The organism is Halopelagius inordinatus, assembly GCF_900113245.1.
Taxonomy (GTDB): Archaea; Halobacteriota; Halobacteria; order Halobacteriales; family Haloferacaceae; genus Halopelagius; species Halopelagius inordinatus.
The window spans coordinates 63,322-83,767 of sequence record NZ_FOOQ01000003.1 but is presented as its reverse complement, the minus strand read 5'-3'; the positions used below and the strand labels follow the sequence as shown (position 1 = coordinate 83,767).

Sequence of the window (20,446 nt, the reverse complement as noted above, 5' to 3'; positions counted from 1 at the left end):
CTCTGGCCATGGGCCTCGCAGAACAATACACCGACTCTCCACCCGATTCGCGTCTCGAACGCGGTCTGACGTACCTGTGGCGACACCGGCGCGCCTACCTGCTAATCGCACCGGCGGGGCTGTTCCTGCTGAGCGTCGTCGGCTACCCCATATTCGAGACGTTCCGACTGTCGCTGTACGAATCGCCCGCTAACTCGGTCGTCGAGACGTACGTCGGCCTCCAGCACTACGAGAGCATCATCGGCAGCGACATCTTCTATCAACTGCTCTGGCAGACGGGTCGCTGGGTCGTCCTCGGCGTCCTCGGGAAGACGCTGTTGGGGCTTCTCATCGCGGTGCATCTCAACAACGACATACGCGGACGGAAGTTCTTCCGGACGGCGTTTCTCATCCCGTGGGGAATCCCCTACGCCATCTCCGCCGTGGTGTTTCGGTGGATACAGCACCCGCAGTACGGCTACCTCAACGCCGTCCTGTTGAAACTCGGCGTCATAGAGCAAAGCATCGGTATCCTCGGCAACCCCGACATCGCGTGGCTCGGCGTCCTCGCCGCCGACGTGTGGATAGGGACGCCGTTCATGGCTATCATCTTCCTGGCCGGACTGCAGTCCATCCCCCAGGAACTCTACGAGGCGGCGGCGATAGACGGCGCCGAAAAGTGGCACCAGTTCCGCTACATCACGCTCCCGCAGTTGAAGCCGGTCATCCTCATCGCGACGCTACTCTCGACGATTTGGACGTTTGTCAGCTTCGACGTCATCTGGACGATGACCGGCGGCGGACCGATAAACTCGACGTCGACGCTCGTCATCTGGATCTACCAGGTGGGGCTCGAAAACGGCAACCTCGGCGAGGGCGCCGCCTACAGCGTCATCGGATTCGCGTTCCTCCTCGTGTTCGCCGTCATCTACCTTCGGACCTACACCAGCGGAGGTGAGGAACTGTGACGCTCGCCGGTCACGAGCAGTCCGGACTCCGAAAGGTCCGCGTCTACGGCGTCCTCATCGCCCTGCTCGGACTCATGATGTTCCCGTTCTACACCATGTTTTCGAGCACGCTCAAGACCGAGACGGGGATGTTCGCGAGTCCGCCGGCGCTCTTTCCCGCCGATCCGACGTTCGAGGCGTACCTCGCGGTGTGGACCCAGACTGACGTGCTGCTTTGGATAGCCAACAGCTTCCTCATCTCTCTCGGAACCGTCGCGCTCACCCTGCTGCTCGCGATTCCGGCCGCGTACTCGTGTGCGCGCAACGACTTCGTGGGGAAGCGAACGTTCCTCTTAGCGGTACTCGTCGTGCAGATGTTCGCCCCCGTGGTTCTCATCGTGGGGCTGTTCGACGTCATCACCAGCTTCGGGCTGTTCAACAGCTATCTCGCCGTGATAATCCCGGCGGCGGCATTCACCCTGCCGTTCAACGTCTGGATGCTGTACGGCTACTTCCAGACTATCCCGGTGTCGCTGGAGGAGTCGGCTCGCATCGACGGCGCCTCGCAACTGCAGATACTCACGAAGATAGTGTTGCCGCTCACGAAACCGGCGCTCGTCGCCAGCATCACGTACACGTTCCTCTACGCGTGGAACCGGCTGCTGTTCGTCCTGACGTTCCTGACGGACGACGCGAAGTACAACGTCCCGCGCGGCGTCTTCTCGATGGTCGGCGCACTGCAGACCGACTGGCGGATGATGCTCACCGTCTCCGTCGTCGGCATCCTCCCGCTCTTGCTACTCTTCGCGTTCCTCGAGGAGTACATCGTCACCGGCATGACGGCCGGGGCGGTCAAGGAGTAACGGACTCCTCGACTCCTCGTTCGGTTCGGCGCCCCGGAAAATTAACGTGATACGGCGCGAACGGAGCGCATGGACTTCGCTGTCTGGGGGTACCCCTGGGACGTCCGTGACGAGGGGCCCGACCGAGTCGCCGACCGTCTCCGCGGTATCGGCGTCGACGAACTGAATCTGGCGACGAACTACCACTCCGTGCAGGCGTTCGCACCGCACAACCCCGAACGTCGGACGCACTTCGCGCACGCGAGTTCGTATTTCCGGCCCGACGACGGATACGGACGCCTCGAACCGACGCCCTACGAGGGGATGGACGGCGACTGGACCGACGATATCGCCGCGGAACTCGCCGACACGGACATCTCGCTCACGTCGTGGACGGTCGGCTGTCACAACTCCAGACTGGGAATGGCGAACCCGGACGTCGCGATAGAATCCCCCCACGGGGACGACCTCGTCTTCGGTCTCTGTCCGACCGCGCCCGACGTTCGAGAGTACCTCGTCGCTCTCGTCTCCGATCTGGCCACTCGCGAGCAGTTCGACCGAATCGAGTTGGAGACGTTCGATTACTTCTACGGCACCGGGTTCGGCTGGCACCACCAGAAGATTCACGCCCGCCTCGGGTCCCTCGGCGAGTTTCTGTTCGGCCTGTGTTTCTGCGACCACTGCCGGGACGCCGCGGCGGACGCGGGAATCGACGCCGAAGCGGTCCGCGAAACCGCCGCGGCGACCGTAGACGACGTCGTCGCCGACCGCATCCCGCACGAACTCGACCCGGAACGGTGGCTTCGCTCTCGTCCCGCCGTCGCCGACTACGTCGACCTCCGGGAGGAATCGCTCGCCGAGTTGTACGCCGACATCGCCGCCGCCGCGGGCGACACGCCTCTCGGCTACTACGCCGGGATGCCCGACCCCGGGCGGGAGTGGATGGCCGGGGCCGACCTCGAACGCCTCGCAGAGCACGTCGATTACTACTGCGTTCCGGCCTACGAGTCCTCCCGCGCGGACGTCCTCGACGCCTACCGAACCGTCGAAACACTCGCGCCCGACGTTCCGATTCACGTCGGCGTCCTCCCCGGACACCCCGCCGTCCACGACGAGGCGACGGTGGTCGATATCGTCGACGGACTGCGCGACGTCGGCGTCCCGCGGGTGTCCTTCTACAACTACGGTCTCCTCACCGAACGGTCGCTCGACTGGATAGCGTCGGCGACTCGGTGAGGCGACGACTCCGAACCGAGAGCCGAGACGCGAGTCGCCGTTCGCCCAGGCGGTACCTTCTTTGCACCGCACACACCACCCAGAGCCATGCAGATAACAGACGTGTCTGCGATGACTGTCGACGTACCGCTGATCGAACTCGACGAACGCCTCGGTATCGGACCGTACGTCACCAACCACGGACAGGTCGAGTCGATGGAACGCGTCCTCGTCCGCGTCGATACGGACGAGGGCATCTCGGGGTGGGGGGAGATGCGAACCTTTCTCTCCGCCGCGGCGACGGAGGCCATCATCGAAGACGGCGTCGGTCCGTTGATAACGGGACAGTCGCCGTTCGAACTCGAACGCCTCCGGCGGCAGGTGTTCATCGAGTACACCAACGTCGAACTGTTCTTCGCCGCAGTCGAGACGGCGTGTTGGGACATCGCCGGCAAAGCGCTCGGAAAGCCCGTCCACGAACTTCTCGGCGGCGCGTCCGCCCCCGAGCAGACGGCGGCGATGAACGCCGACGCGGCGAACGCGGAGTCCGCGTCCGGCGACGAAGTGGAGTTCGCGTTCTGTCTCGGCATCCTCTCCCCGGAGGAGTCGCGGGTCAAGGCGCGCGAAGCGCTCGATGCGGGGTTTTCCGTCCTCAAGACGAAAGCGGGGCGCGACTGGAAGCAGGACGTCGCCCGCATCGAAGCGATGCACGACGAAGTGGAGGGGCGACTCGAGTTCCGACTGGACCCCAATCAGGGCTGGTCGCTCGACCAAGCCGTCCGCGTCGGGGCCGCCCTCGAAGACGCCGGAATCTACCTCCAGTACATGGAACAACCCATCCGGGTCAACGCGCACGATTCGCTCGCGACGCTCCGACAGCGACTTCGACAGCCGATAGCCCCGAACGAGGACACCTACATCCCGAACAACCTCAGGTCGCTCATCGACGCGGGAGCGATGGACGTGGCCGTCCTCGATTTGACCCCCGCGGGCGGCATCGCCGGTCTCCGACAACAGGCCGCCATCGTCGAGGACGCCGGCGTCCCGTACACGCACCACTGCGCGTTCGACCTCGGCGTCCGAACCGCGGCGATTCTCCACGCTGTCCACGGGCTTCCGGGGTTCTCGCTCCCGCCGGACACCACCTACTACGCGTGGGAGGGCGACGTAATCGCGGAGCCGTTCGAACTCACCGACGGGCGAATGAGAGTCCCGAGCGACCCCGGTCTCGGCATCGACGTCGATATGGACGCCGTCGAAGCGTACCGAGTCTGACAGAGGAGTCACAGAGACGCGAGCGTCGAGCGACTCCGTCCGCCAGCCGTCGGTCCCGTCGCGGGAACGTCCGCCGACCCGACCGGCGAGGGGAATCTTCTTTACACCCACCCGAGTACCGGAAGTTGCATGATCGAGCTCTCTCTAGCCGACCGCCCGGCAATCGTCACCGGCGCGTCCAGAGGTATCGGCCGTCAGATAGCGACGACGTTCGCCGCCGCGGGGGGTGACGTGGCCATCTGCGCTCGCTCCTACGACGACGTCGAACCGGTCGCAGAGGAGATTACGGCCGAACACGACGGGCGCGTCGTCCCAGTCGAGTGCGACGTGACCGACGCGGAGGACGTCCGCGAGTTGGTCGACACCGCAATCGACGAGTTCGGCGGCGTTCAGGTGTTGGTGAACAACGCCGGCGGCTCTGTCGAGTCCGCCGACCTCCTGCATCGCTGCGACGAGTCCGAGTTCCAGTCGATGCTCGAACTCAACCTCAAGGGGCCGTACCTGGTGGCTCGCGAGGTGCTTCCGGCGATGATAGCGTCGGGGGGCGGGTCGATGGTTCACATCGGCTCGGTCAACGGTCTGTTCGGTATCGGGCTGACCGGCTACTCCGAAGCCAAGAGCGGCCTTCTCGCCCTCTCGCGCAACGTCGCGACGCACTACGGCCAACACGGCGTCCGGTCGAACGTCATCTCGGCGGGGACCATCGAGACGCAGAACCGCAGAGACGAGATGGAGAGCACGGAGGAACGCTCTGAGGGGACGAGCGCGCGCGACCGCTGGCTCGACCAGTATCCGCTCGGGCGCTTCGGTCGCCCCGAGGAAGTCGCGGACACCGCCCTCTTTTTGGCCACCGAACGCGCCGGGTTCATCACCGGCGAGAACGTCGTCGTAGACGGCGGCCTCACGGTCGGACTTCCCACCTCGTTCGAGAACGAAATCTACCAAGCCGACGAGCCACCGACCGAGCGATGAAGCGGTGTCGGGTCGTCCGAGTCGACGAGACCGTTCCGCTCGACGGCGTCGTCGAGGGGACGCCGTGGGAGGCCGCCGAGGCGGTCGAAATCGACGAGTTCCCGTGGGGACCGTCGGATGCGGAGCGGTCTGCGGTCGTTCGGTCGCTGTACGACGAGGACGCCCTCTACCTCCAGTACCGCGTCGAGGAGGACCGCGTCCGCGCGGAGACGAGCGAACTGAACGGCCCGGTGTGGGAGGACAGTTGCGTGGAACTGTTCGCCACGCTCGAACCGGGTCGGCGACCCCACTACGTCAACTTCGAGGTCAACTGCGTCGGCGCGTTCCGTCTCGGGTTCGGCCCCGACAGAGACGACAGAGAGCTGATATCGCCCGAGTTGGCCGACTCGGTTCGCGTCGCCACGTCCGTCGATGGTTCGATGACGGGGTCTTCGGGCGTCGGTCGGTGGTGGGTCGCGGCGGCCCTCCCGTTCGAGACGCTTCGGGCGTTCACGGGCGTTCCGACCTCCCCCGAGGAGGGGACCGTCTGGCGCGGGAACTTCCACCGTCTCGGCGACGGTGGCGATGCGCTGTACGCGACGTGGAATCCCGTCGATGCGCCGACTCCGGACTTCCATCGGCCGTCGCAGTTCGGCGAACTCGTCTTCGGACGGGCACCGGACGAGCGATAGATTCAATGGCGAGTTGTGAGATAGCCGAGATATGGAGGAAATCGAGACCGAGAGCGCGCCGAGTGCGCTCGGACCGTACTCCCAGGGTATCAAAGACGGTGACCGCGTGTACGTATCGGGCCAAGGACCGGTGGACCCCGAAACGGGCGACGTCGTCGCGGACGACGCGAGCGAACAGACCGCACAGACGCTGGACAACGTCTCCGCGATTCTGGAGGCCGCGGGAGCGTCGCTCGACGACGTGGTGAAGGCGAACGTCTACGTCACCGACATGGACGACTACGAGGCGGTCAACGACGTGTACGCCGAGTACATGAGCGAACCGTACCCCGCCCGGGCGGCCGTCGAAGTGTCGCGACTCCCGATAGAGATACGCGTGGAGATAGAAGTCGTCGCCCGAGTGTGACCGGTGGACTCGCGGTGACGGCGGCCAGTCAGCCGGCGCGCCCTCGATAGCGACGAGATCCGAACTACGTATTTCGGGCAAAACCGCGGTGGCTGTCGGAGGCATCGATGCCGTCATCGGCGTCTAGTCGGCAGTGTATATAGACGACTTCGAAAGAAGATAACTACGAAAGAGGTGGGGTTACTTTTCCTGTACAACGGCAAGCCAGAGACCTACCGATGCCAGCACCGAGATATAAATCCCGCGACCAGAAGGTAGACACAAAGAGAGCTATGCAGTTTGTAAATTTCTATATATCGAGCGCAGTTCGAGGCCGTCAGCCTCGGCTTGGGGAAAATCGCGTCGGCGTGAGGAGATTGAAAATCGACTCGCAGGTGAGCTACCTGAGTTCAGAGAGGTTCTGTGGACAGCGGTTCGTATCAGTCCTCGCCCGGCGCCGCCGATTCGACGCCACCGGTCGGCGACGGTTGCCCCGCGGTTTCGGCGCTGTCTTTGAACGTGATCTGCCAGCCGGTCAGGCCCATGACCAGCAATATGAGCGGCGAGAGGAAGCCGAAGAAGTAGTAGGGAGCGTACTCGAGCGTGGGCACCCCGAGCGTCCCGGCCATGAACAGTCCGCCGCTGCTCCACGGGATGAGCGCACTCGTCGTGGTTCCCGACGCTTCGATAGCGCGCGAGAGGTTCTTCGTCTCCAGTCCCTGTTCGTTGTACAGGTTTCCGAGAGTCATCCCGGGCACGACGATGCTCGCGTACTGCTCGGCCGCGAGGATGTTCATAGAGATTGCCGAAAGCGCGGTGACGCCGGTGAGGCTCGCAACGCCGTGACAGAGCCGTCCGAGATGATGGGCGAGAACCGCGAGAACGCCAGTCCGGTCGAGCATCCCACCGAGAGAGAGGGCGGCGATGGCTATCGTCACGATCCACGCGCCGCCGATCAGACCGCCGCTCTGCAGTAGCCCGTTCACGAGTTCCATCCCGGTTTCGGGAGCGGTTCCCGACTGTGCGGTCGCCCACGCCGCGCCGAATCCGGACCCCTGAACGAGTATCGACGTGCCGACCCCAGCGAAGACACCCGCCCCGAGGGCGGGAAGCGCGGGGATGCCGTACAGCGCGAGCCCGAAGGTGAGAATCAACGGGAAGAAAACGACCGGCGAGACGGTGTAAGCGCCTTGGATGGCCGATTGAATCGCTTCGATGCGCCCGGCGGGGATATCTCCGGCGGCGCTCAAACCGAGGGCGGCGTACAACGCGACCGCAATCGCGAACGCGGTGAGCGTCCCGGCCCGCATCGCGTTGATGTGTTCGTACAGGTCGGTGTTCGTCACCGCCGCAGCGAGGTTCGTCGTGTCCGAGAGTGGCGACTGCTTGTCGCCCGTGTAGGCCCCGCTGAGAATAGCGCCGACGGTCATCGGTGCGGGAATGCCGAGTCCCGACCCGATGCCGATGAGAGCCACACCGAGCGTCCCGGCCGCCGTCCACGACGACCCGACCGCGAACGCGGTCACAGCCGAGAGGACGGCCGTCACCGGGAGGAACACCGCGGGAGTGAACAGATCCAGCCCGTAGTACATGAGACTCGGGATGGTCCCCGCGTGAATCCACGAGGCGATGAGGGCGTAGACCGTGAACATGATGAGAATGACCTTCATGCCCATCAGGAGGCCGTCCGAGATGCCCTCGTACAGATCCGCCCACGACAGTCCGAGGTGGTAACGGGCGAACAGGCCGGTGAACGCGATGCCCCAAAACAGCGGGAACTGAGGGTCCAGATCGAAGGCGACGATACCGACGCTGAGGAACACGATCATCCCCGCAATCGGGACCAACGCCGCCGCGAGCGAGGGGCGTTCGGCCGGGTCGATATCGTCGAACAGACGGGGTTCGAATCCGACCATCAGCGCGCCCCGTCGATAGCGACGTCTGAGGCGACGATGCCGACAGACGGTGGCCGAAGACGGACTGGCTGAGTGCTCTCAGCCGATCCGACCGCTCGTTCTGGCGGACGGGATACGTCGCCCGGTCGTTCTGGAGACGGTGATAGCTCTCGTCTCCGTGGGCACGCTACGACGCGACTTATCGGGGCACCCGCACAACGTCCGTGTATCATACGTCTATGAACAATCACCATAGATAGCTGCAAATAGAAAAGGTTTCCATTTGGACAGGGATTTAAATGCTAGCCTCGGTGTGCGTGGATTTCGAAGGGACGTTCGGTTCGAAAATCGTGCTGTTGAATCCTCACAGTGTATCCAGCACGGTATCTCGGTTTCTACAGTTCCTTCGCACAGAGAGACCACGGTACGTCGGGTTCCGGTGATTCTGTGCGTCGGATATTTAAAAATGTACAGATATATCTGTCGTCCGGACGCGAACCGCGAGGGCGTTGAGCGTTCGGAAGTAATCGGATTCGACGAGCACTCACGGAGTCGGGGTCGGTCCGTACAGCCCGACTGCGTGGTCGAGTTTGTCGGGTTACCGAAGGCCCGAACGGGCGTTCGCCCCTACGTCAACGGTTCGTCGAGTGCCGCCTCGACGGCGTCGAGCAACGTATCGGAGCGAAGGAGCGAAAGCACGGCGTCGATATCTCGGTGGATCGGTCGGTCTTCGTCGAGGTGAGGGACGCGTTCGCGGACGGCCCGATAGGCCGCGTCGGTCCCGACGCCGGGGCTGCAGTCCTCCACGAAATCGAGCGCCTGAGCCGCACAGGCCAGTTCGATACCCACGACGCGGAGCGTCGATTCGACGGTCTCTCTCGCGGCGTAGGCGCTCTGTGCGCTCATACTGACGTGGTCTTCTTGGTTCCCGCTGACGGGGATGTTGTCCGTGGACGGCCGCCCCTGCGAACGGTTCGTGCTCACGAGGTCTGCGGCCGTGTACTGAGCGATCATGTATCCCGATCGAAGACCGCTCCCCTCGATCAAGAACGGGGGCAGATGCTCTTCTTGCACGTTCGGGTTCAGCATTCGGTCCATCCGGCGTTCCGAGATAGACGCGAGTTCCGCGAGACCGCTCGTGACGTAATCCAATCGCAGGGCTAGCGGTTGTCCGTGGAAGTTCCCGCCCGAGAGAACGGCGGCCCGGTCGGTTCCGCTCGCGCGGTCGTCCGCCTCTTCGGCGGGGAACACGAGCGGATTGTCCGTCGCGCTGTTGAGTTCCGTCTCGACGGCCTCGCGGAGGTGTCGGATCGAGTCCCGAACCGCGCCGTGCACCTGCGGCAGACAGCGCAGCGAGTACGCGTCCTGCACGCGGTCACAGTTGCGATGCGACTCGACTATCTCCGAATCACGGGTGAGTCGGCGAACGTTCTCCGCGCTCTCGGTCTGCCCCGGATGCGGGCGAACGCTGTGGATACTGGGATGCGAACTGGCAGTCGTGCTCATCGTCGCTTCCGTCGTCATCGCACCGGCGACGTCCGCCGCACGCATCGCACGCTCGGCATCACAGACGACAAGCGAGGCCAACCCGACGGTCAACTGAGTACCGTTGATGAGCCCCAATCCCTCCTTCGCACGGAGCGTTACCGGTTCGATGTCCTTCCGCTGCAGCGCCTCAGCGCCCGGAAGCCGCTCGCCGTCCACGGTCGCCTCGCCCTCGCCGGTGACGACAAGCGCGAGGTGCGCGAGAGGGGCGAGATCTCCGCTCGCACCGAGACTCCCCTTCGCTTTCACCACGGGGTGGACAGCCTCGTTTATCATCTCCACGAGGACGTCGACGATTCGTTCTCGGACGCCGCTGTAGCCTTTCACCAGCGCGTTGAGTCGAGTGAGAAGCATCGCTCGGACCGCTTCGGAGGCGAGTTCGCTGCCCGTCCCGGCGGCGTGACTCCGCACGAGGTTCTGCTGGAGCGTTTCGATGTCCTCCTCGGGTATCCGCTCTTGGACGAGTTCACCGAACCCCGTGTTCACACCGTAGACGGCTTCCCCGGACTCGACGATGTCGACGATGCGCTCGCGCGACTCGCGAACGCGCTCGCGAGCGTCCTCCGAGACTCGAACGGAAGCGCCGCGCCGTGCGACCCGCTCTACGGCGCCCGGCGTGAGAGACTCCCCGTCTACGACGACCGGTTCGTCAGTCACGGCGGACCACCTCCCCGCGCTTTACGACCGTCTGGACGTTCTGCACACCGAAGTTGTACGGGAGGTGCTCGTAGTCCGGCACGTCGGCGACCACCAAGTCGCCGAGCGCTCCCTCTCGAAGGGTCCCCGTGCCGTCCGTCCGGTCGATGGCGTTCGCAGCGGTGACCGTCGCGCTACGGACGGCCGACGCGGGTGTCATGCGCATACCGTTGCAGGCGAGGTCGATGGCGAACTCCATGCTCTGTGAGTAGCAGTTCGGGTTGAAGTCGGTCGCTATCGCGACCGGAACGTCCGCCGCCTCGAAGGCAGACGCGTCGGCGTAGTCGGTCGCGAGCGTGAACGCGGTTCCCGGGAGGAGAACGGGTGTCACGCCCGCGTCGCCGAGCGCCTCGACGTCCGCCTCGGTCGACTGAAGCAGGTGGTCCGCGCTCGTGGCCCCGACGTCGGCGGCCAACTGCGCCCCGCCGAGTCGCTCGAACTCGTCGGCGTGAATCTTCGGCTTCAGTCCGTGTTCCGTCCCGGCTTCGAGGACGCGGCGAGACTGCTCGACCGAAAAGACGCCCTCCTCGCAGAAGACGTCGCAGAACTCGGCGAGGTCGTTCTCCGCCACGACGGGTACCTGCTCGTCGACGACTCGGTCGACGTACTCGTCGGCGCTCGTGTCTTCGGGCACGGCGTGAGCGCCCATGAACGTCGGCACCACATCGATCGGATGCCGACCGGCCGCCTCGTCGATCGCTTCGAGCATCTTCACTTCCGTCTCGGCATCGAGTCCGTAGCCCGACTTCACCTCCACCGTCGTCGTCCCGTGAGCGAGCATGACGTCGAACTGCGCGAGGAGGTTCTCGACGAGGCGGGTGCGGGACGCATCGCGCGTCGCCCGAACCGTTCGTAAGATACCCCCGCCCTCCGCGAGGATGTCTTGGTAGTCCGCTCCGTCGAGTTTCGCGCTGAACTCGTCGGCGCGGTCACCGGCGAACACGGCGTGCGTGTGCGGGTCGACGAACCCCGGCAGCACCGTCTTTCCGGTGGCGTCGACGGCGTCCGTCGCGTTTTCCGGAGGATGGTCGCGCGTGACCTCCTCGGTCGGTCCGACTGCGGTGACGACACCGTCGTCTATCGCCACGGCACCGTCTTCGATCACCACCAACTCGCTGTCGTCGGTCGGGGTCGCGACCTGTGAGGCGTCGTGGACGACGAGGTCGGTCACGCCGACCACCCCGAGAGAAAGTGCGCCACGGTACGCGCTGCGGCATCGACGGTTCGCCCGTCGGTATCGAGCGGCGGCGCACACTCGACCAGTTCGAAGCCCGCGATTCGCTCGTCGTCCGCGAGGAGACGGACGAGTCGGAACAGTTCGCGCGGCAACAGCCCTCCCGGCGTCGGCGCGCTCGAACCGCCATACACCGCATCGAGAACGTCGATATCGACGCTGCAGTAGATGCGGTCGACGTCGTCGAACCCGGAGAGAGCCCGGTCGACGGCCTTCGGAAGGTTCTCCGCGACCTCCTCGGCGGTCACGACCGTGCCGCCGCGGTCGCGCACGTAGTCGTGATAGGTCGTACTCGTCTCGAAGTGTCGGGCGCCGAGACAGGCGTAGCTATCGAGTCCGGCCTCGTGCAACTGGCGGTAGGGCGTCCCGCTGGTCGGCCCGTCTCTGACTTCACGGACGTCGAGGTGAGCGTCGACGTTGAGGACGCCGACGCTCGAATCGTCCAAGAGCGGAGCGACGTTCGGGACGGTCAGCGAGTTGTCACCGCCGAGAAAGACCGGAAGCGCGTCGAGCGCGTGAACCGATTCGGTGACCTCCCGAACCGCCTCCTGTACCTCGGCGACCGACCCCGCGGGGAGGTCGATATCGCCGAGGTCGGCGACGCTATCGACCGCGTCCGTCTCGAAGTGGTGGGTCTTGACGCCCGCCAGCGCGTCTCTGAGGGCGTCGGGACCCTCGGCCGCGCCGCGCCGGGAGATGACCGCACCGTCGTACGGTTCGCCGACGATGACCGCGTCGAACGCGTCGGCAGCGTCGAGGTCAGTCGCGTTGACGACGTCGCCGAACTGCTCGTCTGCGGGGTCCGACGACGGCCCCGACCAATCCGGTGGTGCAGTGAGATGGCTCATCGGTCCTCTCGCATCGGAACGTGAACGTTCGAGGTCGTTGCTTCGTCGAGCGCTTCGTCGTACCCGGCGTCTGCGTGCCGGATGACGCCCATTCCGGGGTCGGTCGTGAACACGCGGCGGGCTTTCTCGGCGGCGAGGTCGGAGCCGTCGAGGACGACGTGGTTGTTGGTGTGTAGGGAGTTCCCGATGCCGACGCCGCCGCCGTCGTGGACGCTGACGATGTCGGCGCCGGCGGCACAGTTGAGCAGGGCGTTGAGGATGGGCCAATCCGCGACGGCGTCCGACCCGTCTTTCATCGCCTCGGTTTCCCGGTTCGGGCTGGCGACGCTCCCGGCGTCGAGGTGATCGCGCGTGACGACGACCGGCGCCGAAATCTCGCCGTCGGCGACGAGTTCGTTGATTCGGAGCGCGAATCGCGCACGCTCCGTCAGCCCGTCGTCGCTCTGGTATCCGAGCCAGCAGACGCGACTGGGGAGCCCCTGAAACGAGACTCGTTCCTGTGCGAGGTCTATCCAGCGGTGCAGTTGCTCTTTGTCCGGGAACAGTTCCTTGACGGCGGCGTCGGTCCGGTGGATGTCCGCTTCGTCTCCCGAGAGCGCGACCCAGCGGAAGGGACCCTTCCCCCGGCAGAACAGGGGCCGAATGTACGCCGGGACGAACCCCGGGAAGTCGAACGCGTTCTCCACTCCTCGGTGCTCTTCGACCTGTCCGCGGATGTTGTTCCCGTACTCGAAGGCGACCGAACCGCGCTCTTGCATTTCGAGGAGGCCCTCGACGTGACGTTGCATCGTATCGAGACTCTCTTCGACGTACCGGTCGGGGTCGGCCTCGCGTAGCGCGTCGGCCTCTTCGACGGTGTGTCCCGCCGGGTAGTAGCCTTCTAGTTCGTCGTGTGCGCTCGTCTGGTCGGTGACGATGTCCGGGACGAAGTCGCGTTCGAGCATTCCCTCGAACATCTCGGCGGCGTTCGTGTGAAGCGCGATGGAAAGCGGCTCACCGTCGGCCGCGGCGTCCTCGGCGAGTTCGATCGCCTCGTCGATGTCGTCCGTCTTCTCCATGCAGTAGTCCGTCTCGATTCGCCTGTCGATCCGGTGTTCGTCGACCTCGGCAGCGATACACACGCCGCGGTTCATCGTCACCGCGAGCGGTTGGGCCCCGCCCATCCCACCGAGACCGGCGGTGACCGTAATCGTCCCTTCGAGGCCCTCCCTGTCGGGGAAGTGTTGACGGGCCGCCTCGGCCAGCGTCTCGAACGTCCCCTGGATGATGCCCTGCGTTCCGATGTACGCCCACGACCCGGCGGTCATCTGGCCGTACATGATGAGCCCCTTCGATTCGAGTTCGTGGAAGTGTTCCCAGTCGTCCCACGCGCCGACTAAGTTGGAGTTCGCGATAAGCACCCGTGGGGACCGCTCGTGCGTCTTGAACCGTCCGACGGGCTTTCCGGACTGGACGAGGAGCGTTTCGTCGTCGTCGAGAGTTCGTAGCTCCGAGAGAATCGCATCGTACGCGTCCCAACTTCTGGCCGCACGGCCCGTGCCGCCGTACACGACGAGGTCCTCGGGGTTCTCCGCAACCTCCGGGTCGAGGTTGTTGTTGAGCATCCGAAGCGCCGCTTCCTGTCTCCACCCCTCGCACTCGATGTCCGTTCCCCTTGGTGACCCCTGATAGTCGAGCCACTCCGAAGAGGGACCGTCGGCTACATCCGCCGAGTCGTCGTCCGCCTGTTGGTGTTTCATGCGTACGTATACCATCGGCTGGCAGACTGATAGGCTGGGTTCTCCCTTTGGAAATGATTTTAAATAATCGGGAGGAACGAGACCCCATGTACAAGGCGGTGTTCCGGATCAAAAGCGACAGTCCGTACGCGGGAGCGACGTCGCAGAACGACACCCGAATCGAACTGTGGTGTAACGACCACTGCGACCTGCTGCATATCACCGGCGAGCAACGAGCGGACGTCGTAGAACACGTGAGGTCGAAAGTCGGCGTCCGCGAACGGATCGAAAACGGCGGCGAACAGACCGTCATCACCGAGGACTGTCTGAAAGAGTACGGAGACGACTATATCGAGGCCCACCTCGCGGCCAACGACTGTCTGCTCCTCCCGCCGCTTCGATACGAACACGGAGCGAAAGTGGTTCGCGTTCTCGCACTCGACCCCACGAACCTTTCGACGCTCTACAGCGGTATCTCGGCGGAACACGAGGTGACGGTCGAATCCAAACAGGAGTTGACGACCGTCAGGTCAGAGACGCCCGTGCTGTCGGTCGGTACGTTTCTCCCGACTCTCTCCGACCGCCAGCGAGACGTGTTTCTGACCGCGTTCGAACGGGGCTACTACGAGATACCGCGCGAGACGACGACGAGCGAGATTGCCGACATCGTCGGAGTCGGGCGACGGACGGCAGAACACCACCTGCGACGCGCCGAGGAGAAACTCGCGAACGCGTTCGCGGAGTATCTCTAGGACGACTCGGACGCTCTCACACGAGAACGACATCGCTCACGCAATCGCCCAGTCATCGTCCCTAATATACTTCCTCGGCAGGATGCTCACAGAATGCGGGACTGCCGTCCTCGAAGCGCACTCTGTATTCGTGGTTTTCTGGATCCGCGTAGCCCCCGTTGCGAACGAGAACGTCACCGTCGAAGAGTGAGAACTCGAACGTTTCAGACTGGGCTCGTTTCAGCATACGTTCTGTCGGGTCGAACCGTGCGTGTAGGGATTCAGCCATGGGATGTCGAGTTACTCGGAAGTGAACGCCTCGTTCGTCGATGGCGTGCTCCAACACTTGTCCATGTCCTCCTCACCGAAGCGGTCGTTGGCTGCTCGCGTACTCTCGACCAGATGCTCTGGTGAGGACCCGTCCGAAGGCGCAGAGGACGCACGTCCGTGGGCGATTCTCTCGAACCGCGAGGGACGTTCGTTCCACGGCGAGCAGTATATCGCACTGACGCTCACGACGAGGTCACGGATGACGGGTTGATCGACATTCCCGAAGAGACTGGGTGCGCGGTGGGATGCCAAACGAGAGCCGAATCGTTCCGTGGAGCGCCCAGTCGCTTGTTCGTGAAGACATCGACTTCTGGCAAGGTCGACTCCAAAATGATCTCGTCGAGGAGGCTGTGACGGCACTCGTCGACGAAATCCACTAGGGAGATTGGTTCTGCTAAATTCACGCATCAGAACCCCTCTATGTGGGGTGCAGTCTCAACTATAGCACGGCGATTCTGTATAGCTATATATGATTTATTCACGCGTGTGGCGCGCTGGATGCCAGATATTCGGGGAGAGAAAGGCTGGGAAGCGAGAATTTGTGTTCTCGGGTTCTACTTACGTGTAGGTGCATACACGTAAGTAGATTCAAGGGCCCCCACGCTGTACCCTCATCGCATCCGATGTCATCCACGAAATCACCGGGTTGCAACCATCGAAACGGCCATCTAGCGGCGGGAGGCCCGCGGTGAGCGTCGACGACGCGACCGAGTTCACCGAGACAGTCGATCGATACCTCCGTTCCAGCGGCGACTCCACCCAGTACCGAGATACCGCCGAGACGGTCCTCGGGCAGTTCGAGACGTGGCTTCGGCGCCGCGACCTCGACTCCTTCGAGCACCTCGAACGCGACGGCGAACAGATCATCCGGCGGTACGCCGACCGACTCAACCAACGCGTCGATGCGGACGGCATCGCTGCTTCGACAGCGCAGATGTACTACAACGTCATCAGTGGGTTCCTCGGGTTCTGCGTCCGCGACGGCGTCCTCTCGCGGAACCCGGCGACGACGGACCGCGCCCGCGAACCCTTGCCTCGCGACGACCAAGACCGCACGCAGCAGTTCTGGACCCCGGACGTCCGCCGTCAGCTAGTCGAATACACGAACGACCGAGCGTACGAGGCTATCGAGAACGAGGGCCTCGACGCGACCGAAACGGTCCGAGAGCGAGCGTTCGTCCACGTCCTCGCGTACACGGGCGTCAGAGGTGCAGAAGTCCTCCGAGTGAGCGGCGACGACCGCGAGGGCCGACAGGGGCTGACGTGGAATCGGGTGGACCGAGAGTCGTGGACGTTCCGAGTCTGGGGGAAATCGCAGTCGTGGGAAGACGTCTCCGTCTTAGAGCAAGCGCGCGACGCTATCGAAAGCTGGTACCGCGTACAGGACCCGCCGACGGACGAGTGGCCGGTGTTTCCGACCGCCCACGCCCCCTCGAAGTACGCCGCCGTTCGGGAGGCACGAGAGGATGCCGAGGACTTGCTCGCGGACGCCGACGTGGAGTCGGTTCTTCGGGAGTGCGAGATTGCGCCGCCGGCGATCACGACTCACGGTGCCCGGACGGTACTGGCGCGAATCGCCGAGAACGCCGGCGTCGAGGTGGACGGCGAGGCTCCGAAGTTGCACGGTGCCCGCCGCGGACTCGGCGATACGTTGTTCCGGAAGGATCGTGGACTGGCGTCGGACATCCTCCGACACAGTAGCCTCTCGGTCACGAAAGAAGCGTACTCACACATCGACGCGTCCGAACGGGGAGATGCGGCGAGTGAACTCCTCGACGAGTAAAAAAAAACGCTGCAAAGGAGAACGACCGTTACGAGGGCTGTCTCGACTCGCCTCAGTCGTTGTCTCTGCGCCCGACCCATCCAAGGAGGGTAGCGATAGCGACGGCGGCGAGAGCGAACCCGAATCCGGGCATCGACTCTACGGTTTCTCCGCTCGACGTGCCGTCGGCCGCAGTCGAGGCGGGGCTATCCGTGTCCGCAGGTGCCTCCGCATCGGACGGCTTCGACGTCGTCTGCGGCGTCTCCGTCGCCGTGGACGACGGGGTGGCCGTCTCCTCTTGTTGGACGGTCACGTTACCGACGGACGTGTCGGCAACCGCGACCGAATACGTCCCGGGCGAGTCGAACCGAAGCGAGAGATTCACTCGGCGTTCTTGGCCAGCATCGACCTCGACGGTCTGATTCGCGTCGGTCGCGTTTTCGTCGACGTAGACCTGCAGGTCGAACTCGCCGGAGGCGTCACCCGTGTTTTCGACGAGAGCCGACACGGTCACCGGGCTACCGGGTTCCGGTGACGACGTGTTGAGACTCGCCTCCGCGATGGAGAACGACGGTTCGGCGGGGTCAGATGCACCGCTGTCTCCGTCGTCGTCGTCATCGTCGTCGTCGTAACTACTGCTTCCACCGCCGCCTCCACCGCCTCCGCCGCCTCCGCCGCCACCAGTGTTAGCCGGTGCCGCAGTCTCGGTCGGAGTAGACGTCGCCTCGTTGTCCGGCGTGGACGTCGATTCGTCCGTATCGTCCGGCGTGGACGTCGTCTCGTTCGTACTATCCGGTGTGGATGTCTGCTCCGCCATGCCATCCGGCGTGGATGTGGAGTCTTCAGTCCCGTCCGGCGCTTCAGTCGCGGTTTCGGTCGACGCTTCCGTCTCCGTCGCCGTTTCCGTCTCGGTCGGCGCGTCCGTCTCCGTCGGTGTAGACGTCGCGGTTGCCGTTTCGGTGTCAGTCGGCGTTTCCGTCTCCGTCGGAGTGGACGTCGCCGTCGAACCTTCGACGGTCAGTTCCACGCTCTCGTACGACCCCGGCGAGAACGTCTCACCGTTTCCGTCGGCGAACGTCGTGTCGTCCCCGACGAACGAGATTTCGGTGGCGTCGCCCGCATCGCCGGTCACGGAGAACGTTATCTCTGCCAGAACCGGGTCAGTCGTGTCGGACGCCCGAATCTGGTTGAACGCGACCCGTCCGTCCTCATCGTTCACGACGGGGTCGTCGAAGTCCTCCGAACCCGAGACCGATTGGACGTCGACGACGCTCGAATCGTAGGTGACCGCCGTCTGATAGCCGCTCACGCCGGTGGCGTTCGCCCAGACGGTCACCGTGACCGTTTCACCGGGGTCCGCGGTTATCGTCCCGTCCGAGTCGGCCGCGACGTCCTCGCCGAGATGTATCCCCGTCGCGGTTCCCGTCTGCGCTGAACCGGCCGCGGCCGGGAGACCCACGGCTAGGACGACGAGAGCACACGCCAGGACGACGCGCGCGTTCCTCATGCGCCGTCCCCGCTCAGATTCCGAATCGAGACGGCGTCACCGACGTCGACATCGCCGTCGCCGTCGACATCGGCGGCGTCCTCGTCGATATCGACATCCTCGCCGGCTATCGACCGCTGGACTGCGTCCACGTCGTCGCTGTCGACGTCGCCGTCGCCGTCGGAGTCGCCCGTAACCGTCTCGGGTGCGGTGTACTGGACGGTCAGCGTCGGCGGGGAGTCGCTCTCCGCGGTTCGGATGTCCCAGCCGTCGTCGCCGAGTGGGAGAAGCGCCCACCCGTTGTTCGCCTTGCCGTTCGCCCACGCCTGTACGCTCGCTGTGACATCCACGTCCGTCTGGCCCGGGCTGACCGACCCGGTCTGGGCCGCGGCGTCGGACGTCGCTTGGGACCCGTCCGCTCGCACGCCGCCGTCAGTCGACTCCCACGTGTCGTCTTCGGTCCACCCCGCGAGCATTCGGTGGACCGCCGCCCCGTCGCCTCCGTCCGCAGTTTCGAGGGTGAGGGTGGCTTTTTCGACGTTCGCTCCCGGCGGTAATCGCCCGTCTTCGGTCCCGACGAGTCCGTCGAACCGGAGAAGCGCTTGCACGGCGTCCCCCGAACCGTTCGGGTCGTCGGTATCGACCGCCGCCGTCGATTCGGTCCCGTAACTCGTGTCTGGGTCGGACTCTCGGAGGGTGGTATCGACCGTTCCGTCGTAGCCGTCCGACCCCTGCTGGAACTCGACCTGCGGCGTGTCCGGGGACGACGGCGACGACGACACCTCGAAGCGTTCGTCGAAATCGAGGTCGAAGCTAAACTCGCTGTTCTCGTCGTCCTCGACGTCCCCCGTACCGGGCGAGTAGGTTCGGACCTGTATGCGGTCCGGGTCGCCGCCGCCCGGATGGAACTCGATGCGCCGGAGCAGGCCGTACCCCCCCTGGGTCCGGAACTGGTAGTTCGCCAGCATCTCGTAGACCGGGAGTTCGGCCTCGTTCGTCGAAACCTGGTGGGCTTCGCCCTCTTTGGTGTCGTGCCAGTGACCGCTCAGCACCATGAACACCTGCGGGTTCTGCGAAACCAGATCGTTCCAGATCGTTTCTGCGTGGTTGCCGTCGCCATCGGCCTCTTGGATTTTCTCCGCCCGCCGAGTCGGGTCGTCTCGGAGATACGAGTGCGTGGTGAGTATCGTCGCTCGGTCCGGATGCTCGTCGAGGACTTTCTGTGCCCATCCCAGAGGCGTCGACGGGTCGTCGACGCTCCCCGGAACCTCCCACTCTAACGCGAGGTGGAGGAAGTCGTATCCGCCGGCGGAGAACAGTTGGTAGGTGTTGAGGTTGTCGCGGTTCTCGTCGCCGTTCGTCGGCCCCGCACCGCCGAACCAGTCGTACTGGTCGTACCGCTTCGGGCCGAAGTAGTCTTTGTAGCCTGCGACGGAGGAACTTCGGTCCCACCACGTCCGCCAGTCGTGGTTCCCCGTGACCGTCGAGTAGGGTACCTTGCCGTCGAGCCTGGACATCACGTCGTCCATGAACTCCCACTGCGCGTCGATTTTGTCGGCGTTCTCCTCGGGCTTCTGATAGCCGTCGATTACGTCACCCTCGTGGGTCACGAAGACGATATTCTCGGAATCGCGGTTCTCGACTATCCACTTTGTCTGGTCGTGCGCGTACTGCGCCACCTCGGGCTTCCCGCTCAGTTTCGCTTCGGCGTACTCCTGTGTGTCCGGAAGGGCGACGACGGTCCAGTAGTCCGAATCTGAATCCGCGGCGGCACCAGTGGTCGCGCCGAACGTCGTCAGGCCGACGCCCGCACCCAGTGCGCCGAGAACGCTCCGCCTCGTCGGGGCCAGTCGGTCCCCGGATATATCAGTATCTCTACTCATCGTTTCACGTCCTCGTAGACCTGTTCGGACCG

General features: G+C 64.4%; 16 protein-coding genes and 1 pseudogene. 10 read left to right on the top strand and 7 right to left on the bottom strand.

The annotated features are described in order from the left end of the window. The first annotated feature begins 8 nt into the window (after positions 1-8). The 7 genes from BM167_RS13040 to BM167_RS13010 all read left to right on the top strand — a co-directional run bounded on the left by BM167_RS13040 (position 9) and on the right by BM167_RS13010 (position 6,307). Positions 9-947, top strand: a complete 939-nt coding sequence (locus BM167_RS13040) for a carbohydrate ABC transporter permease (protein WP_092893164.1) — start codon at positions 9-11, stop codon at positions 945-947. Beyond that, positions 944-1,789 (top strand): carbohydrate ABC transporter permease, encoded by an 846-nt coding sequence (locus BM167_RS13035; RefSeq protein WP_092893163.1) that lies wholly within the window; start codon positions 944-946, stop codon positions 1,787-1,789. The genes BM167_RS13040 and BM167_RS13035 overlap by 4 nt, the downstream gene beginning before the upstream one ends. A gap of 69 nt (positions 1,790-1,858) precedes the next feature. Next, the gene (locus BM167_RS13030; protein WP_092893162.1) at positions 1,859-3,004 is read left to right on the top strand and encodes a hypothetical protein; all 1,146 of its coding nucleotides are present in this window, start codon (positions 1,859-1,861) and stop codon (positions 3,002-3,004) included. Positions 3,005-3,091: 87 nt separating this feature from the next. Then, a complete protein-coding gene (locus tag BM167_RS13025) occupies positions 3,092-4,258 on the top strand; it encodes a mandelate racemase/muconate lactonizing enzyme family protein (RefSeq protein ID WP_092893161.1) in 1,167 nt (388 codons plus the stop codon). A 129-nt stretch (positions 4,259-4,387) separates the two neighbouring features. Continuing rightward, positions 4,388-5,230 (top strand): SDR family NAD(P)-dependent oxidoreductase, encoded by an 843-nt coding sequence (locus BM167_RS13020; protein WP_092893160.1) that lies wholly within the window; start codon positions 4,388-4,390, stop codon positions 5,228-5,230. Beyond that, positions 5,227-5,901 carry a carbohydrate-binding family 9-like protein gene (locus BM167_RS13015; protein WP_092893159.1) on the top strand — a complete coding sequence of 225 codons (675 nt, stop codon included), beginning with the start codon at positions 5,227-5,229 and terminating at the stop codon, positions 5,899-5,901. Before BM167_RS13020 ends, BM167_RS13015 begins: the two co-directional genes overlap by 4 nt. A 31-nt stretch (positions 5,902-5,932) precedes the next feature. Further along, positions 5,933-6,307 (top strand): Rid family detoxifying hydrolase, encoded by a 375-nt coding sequence (locus BM167_RS13010; RefSeq protein WP_092893158.1) that lies wholly within the window; start codon positions 5,933-5,935, stop codon positions 6,305-6,307. 419 nt (positions 6,308-6,726) lie between these two features. Here BM167_RS13010 and arcD read toward each other — a convergent pair whose 3' ends face one another. The 5 genes from arcD to hutU form a co-directional block, all read right to left on the bottom strand. Beyond that, the gene (gene arcD / locus BM167_RS13005) at positions 6,727-8,202 is read right to left on the bottom strand and encodes an arginine/ornithine antiporter ArcD (RefSeq protein ID WP_092893157.1); all 1,476 of its coding nucleotides are present in this window, start codon (positions 8,200-8,202) and stop codon (positions 6,727-6,729) included. Positions 8,203-8,808: 606 nt separating this feature from the next. Next, positions 8,809-10,383, bottom strand: coding sequence for a histidine ammonia-lyase (gene hutH, locus BM167_RS13000; RefSeq protein ID WP_092893156.1), 1,575 nt, complete (start codon positions 10,381-10,383; stop codon positions 8,809-8,811). Beyond that, positions 10,376-11,593: an imidazolonepropionase gene (gene hutI, locus BM167_RS12995; RefSeq protein WP_092893246.1), complete on the bottom strand. Its 1,218-nt coding sequence runs from the start codon at positions 11,591-11,593 to the stop codon at positions 10,376-10,378. The genes hutH and hutI overlap by 8 nt, the downstream gene beginning before the upstream one ends. Beyond that, complete coding sequence (hutG, locus tag BM167_RS12990) at positions 11,590-12,504, bottom strand: formimidoylglutamase (RefSeq protein ID WP_092893155.1); 915 nt, start codon at positions 12,502-12,504, stop codon at positions 11,590-11,592. The genes hutI and hutG overlap by 4 nt, the downstream gene beginning before the upstream one ends. Beyond that, positions 12,501-14,243 (bottom strand): urocanate hydratase, encoded by a 1,743-nt coding sequence (gene hutU, locus BM167_RS12985; protein ID WP_092893154.1) that lies wholly within the window; start codon positions 14,241-14,243, stop codon positions 12,501-12,503. The genes hutG and hutU overlap by 4 nt, the downstream gene beginning before the upstream one ends. 86 nt (positions 14,244-14,329) lie before the next feature. Between hutU and BM167_RS12980 the strand changes: the two genes are divergently transcribed. The 3 genes and pseudogenes from BM167_RS12980 to BM167_RS12965 all read left to right on the top strand — a co-directional run bounded on the left by BM167_RS12980 (position 14,330) and on the right by BM167_RS12965 (position 17,066). Further along, a complete protein-coding gene (locus tag BM167_RS12980) occupies positions 14,330-14,974 on the top strand; it encodes a helix-turn-helix domain-containing protein (protein ID WP_092893153.1) in 645 nt (214 codons plus the stop codon). A gap of 331 nt (positions 14,975-15,305) precedes the next feature. Further along, positions 15,306-15,663, top strand: a pseudogene (locus BM167_RS18965) (type II toxin-antitoxin system PemK/MazF family toxin). A gap of 308 nt (positions 15,664-15,971) precedes the next feature. After that, the gene (locus BM167_RS12965; RefSeq protein ID WP_092893152.1) at positions 15,972-17,066 is read left to right on the top strand and encodes a tyrosine-type recombinase/integrase; all 1,095 of its coding nucleotides are present in this window, start codon (positions 15,972-15,974) and stop codon (positions 17,064-17,066) included. Between the two features lie 52 nt (positions 17,067-17,118). On the opposite strand, the gene BM167_RS12960 is transcribed toward BM167_RS12965, so the two are convergent. Next, a complete protein-coding gene (locus BM167_RS12960) occupies positions 17,119-18,552 on the bottom strand; it encodes a cohesin domain-containing protein (protein WP_092893151.1) in 1,434 nt (477 codons plus the stop codon). Beyond that, entirely contained in the window at positions 18,549-20,414 is a 1,866-nt protein-coding gene (locus BM167_RS12955; protein ID WP_092893150.1) for a DNRLRE domain-containing protein, read from the bottom strand. The genes BM167_RS12960 and BM167_RS12955 overlap by 4 nt, the downstream gene beginning before the upstream one ends. Positions 20,415-20,446: the final 32 nt, after the last annotated feature.

Excerpts from the sequence above, each read along its gene's own strand:
- BM167_RS13040 (WP_092893164.1), top strand. The coding sequence starts at position 9 with ATGGGCCTCGCAGAACAATACACCGACTCTCCACCCGATTCGCGTCTC.
- BM167_RS13030 (WP_092893162.1), top strand. The coding sequence starts at position 1,859 with ATGGACTTCGCTGTCTGGGGGTACCCCTGGGACGTCCGTGACGAGGGG.
- BM167_RS13025 (WP_092893161.1), top strand. The coding sequence starts at position 3,092 with ATGCAGATAACAGACGTGTCTGCGATGACTGTCGACGTACCGCTGATC.
- BM167_RS13020 (WP_092893160.1), top strand. The coding sequence starts at position 4,388 with ATGATCGAGCTCTCTCTAGCCGACCGCCCGGCAATCGTCACCGGCGCG.
- BM167_RS13015 (WP_092893159.1), top strand. The coding sequence starts at position 5,227 with ATGAAGCGGTGTCGGGTCGTCCGAGTCGACGAGACCGTTCCGCTCGAC.
- BM167_RS13010 (WP_092893158.1), top strand. The coding sequence starts at position 5,933 with ATGGAGGAAATCGAGACCGAGAGCGCGCCGAGTGCGCTCGGACCGTAC.
- arcD (WP_092893157.1), bottom strand. The coding sequence starts at position 8,202 with ATGGTCGGATTCGAACCCCGTCTGTTCGACGATATCGACCCGGCCGAA.
- hutG (WP_092893155.1), bottom strand. The coding sequence starts at position 12,504 with ATGAGCCATCTCACTGCACCACCGGATTGGTCGGGGCCGTCGTCGGAC.
- hutU (WP_092893154.1), bottom strand. The coding sequence starts at position 14,243 with ATGAAACACCAACAGGCGGACGACGACTCGGCGGATGTAGCCGACGGT.
- BM167_RS12980 (WP_092893153.1), top strand. The coding sequence starts at position 14,330 with ATGTACAAGGCGGTGTTCCGGATCAAAAGCGACAGTCCGTACGCGGGA.
- BM167_RS12960 (WP_092893151.1), bottom strand. The coding sequence starts at position 18,552 with ATGAGGAACGCGCGCGTCGTCCTGGCGTGTGCTCTCGTCGTCCTAGCC.
- BM167_RS12955 (WP_092893150.1), bottom strand. The coding sequence starts at position 20,414 with ATGAGTAGAGATACTGATATATCCGGGGACCGACTGGCCCCGACGAGG.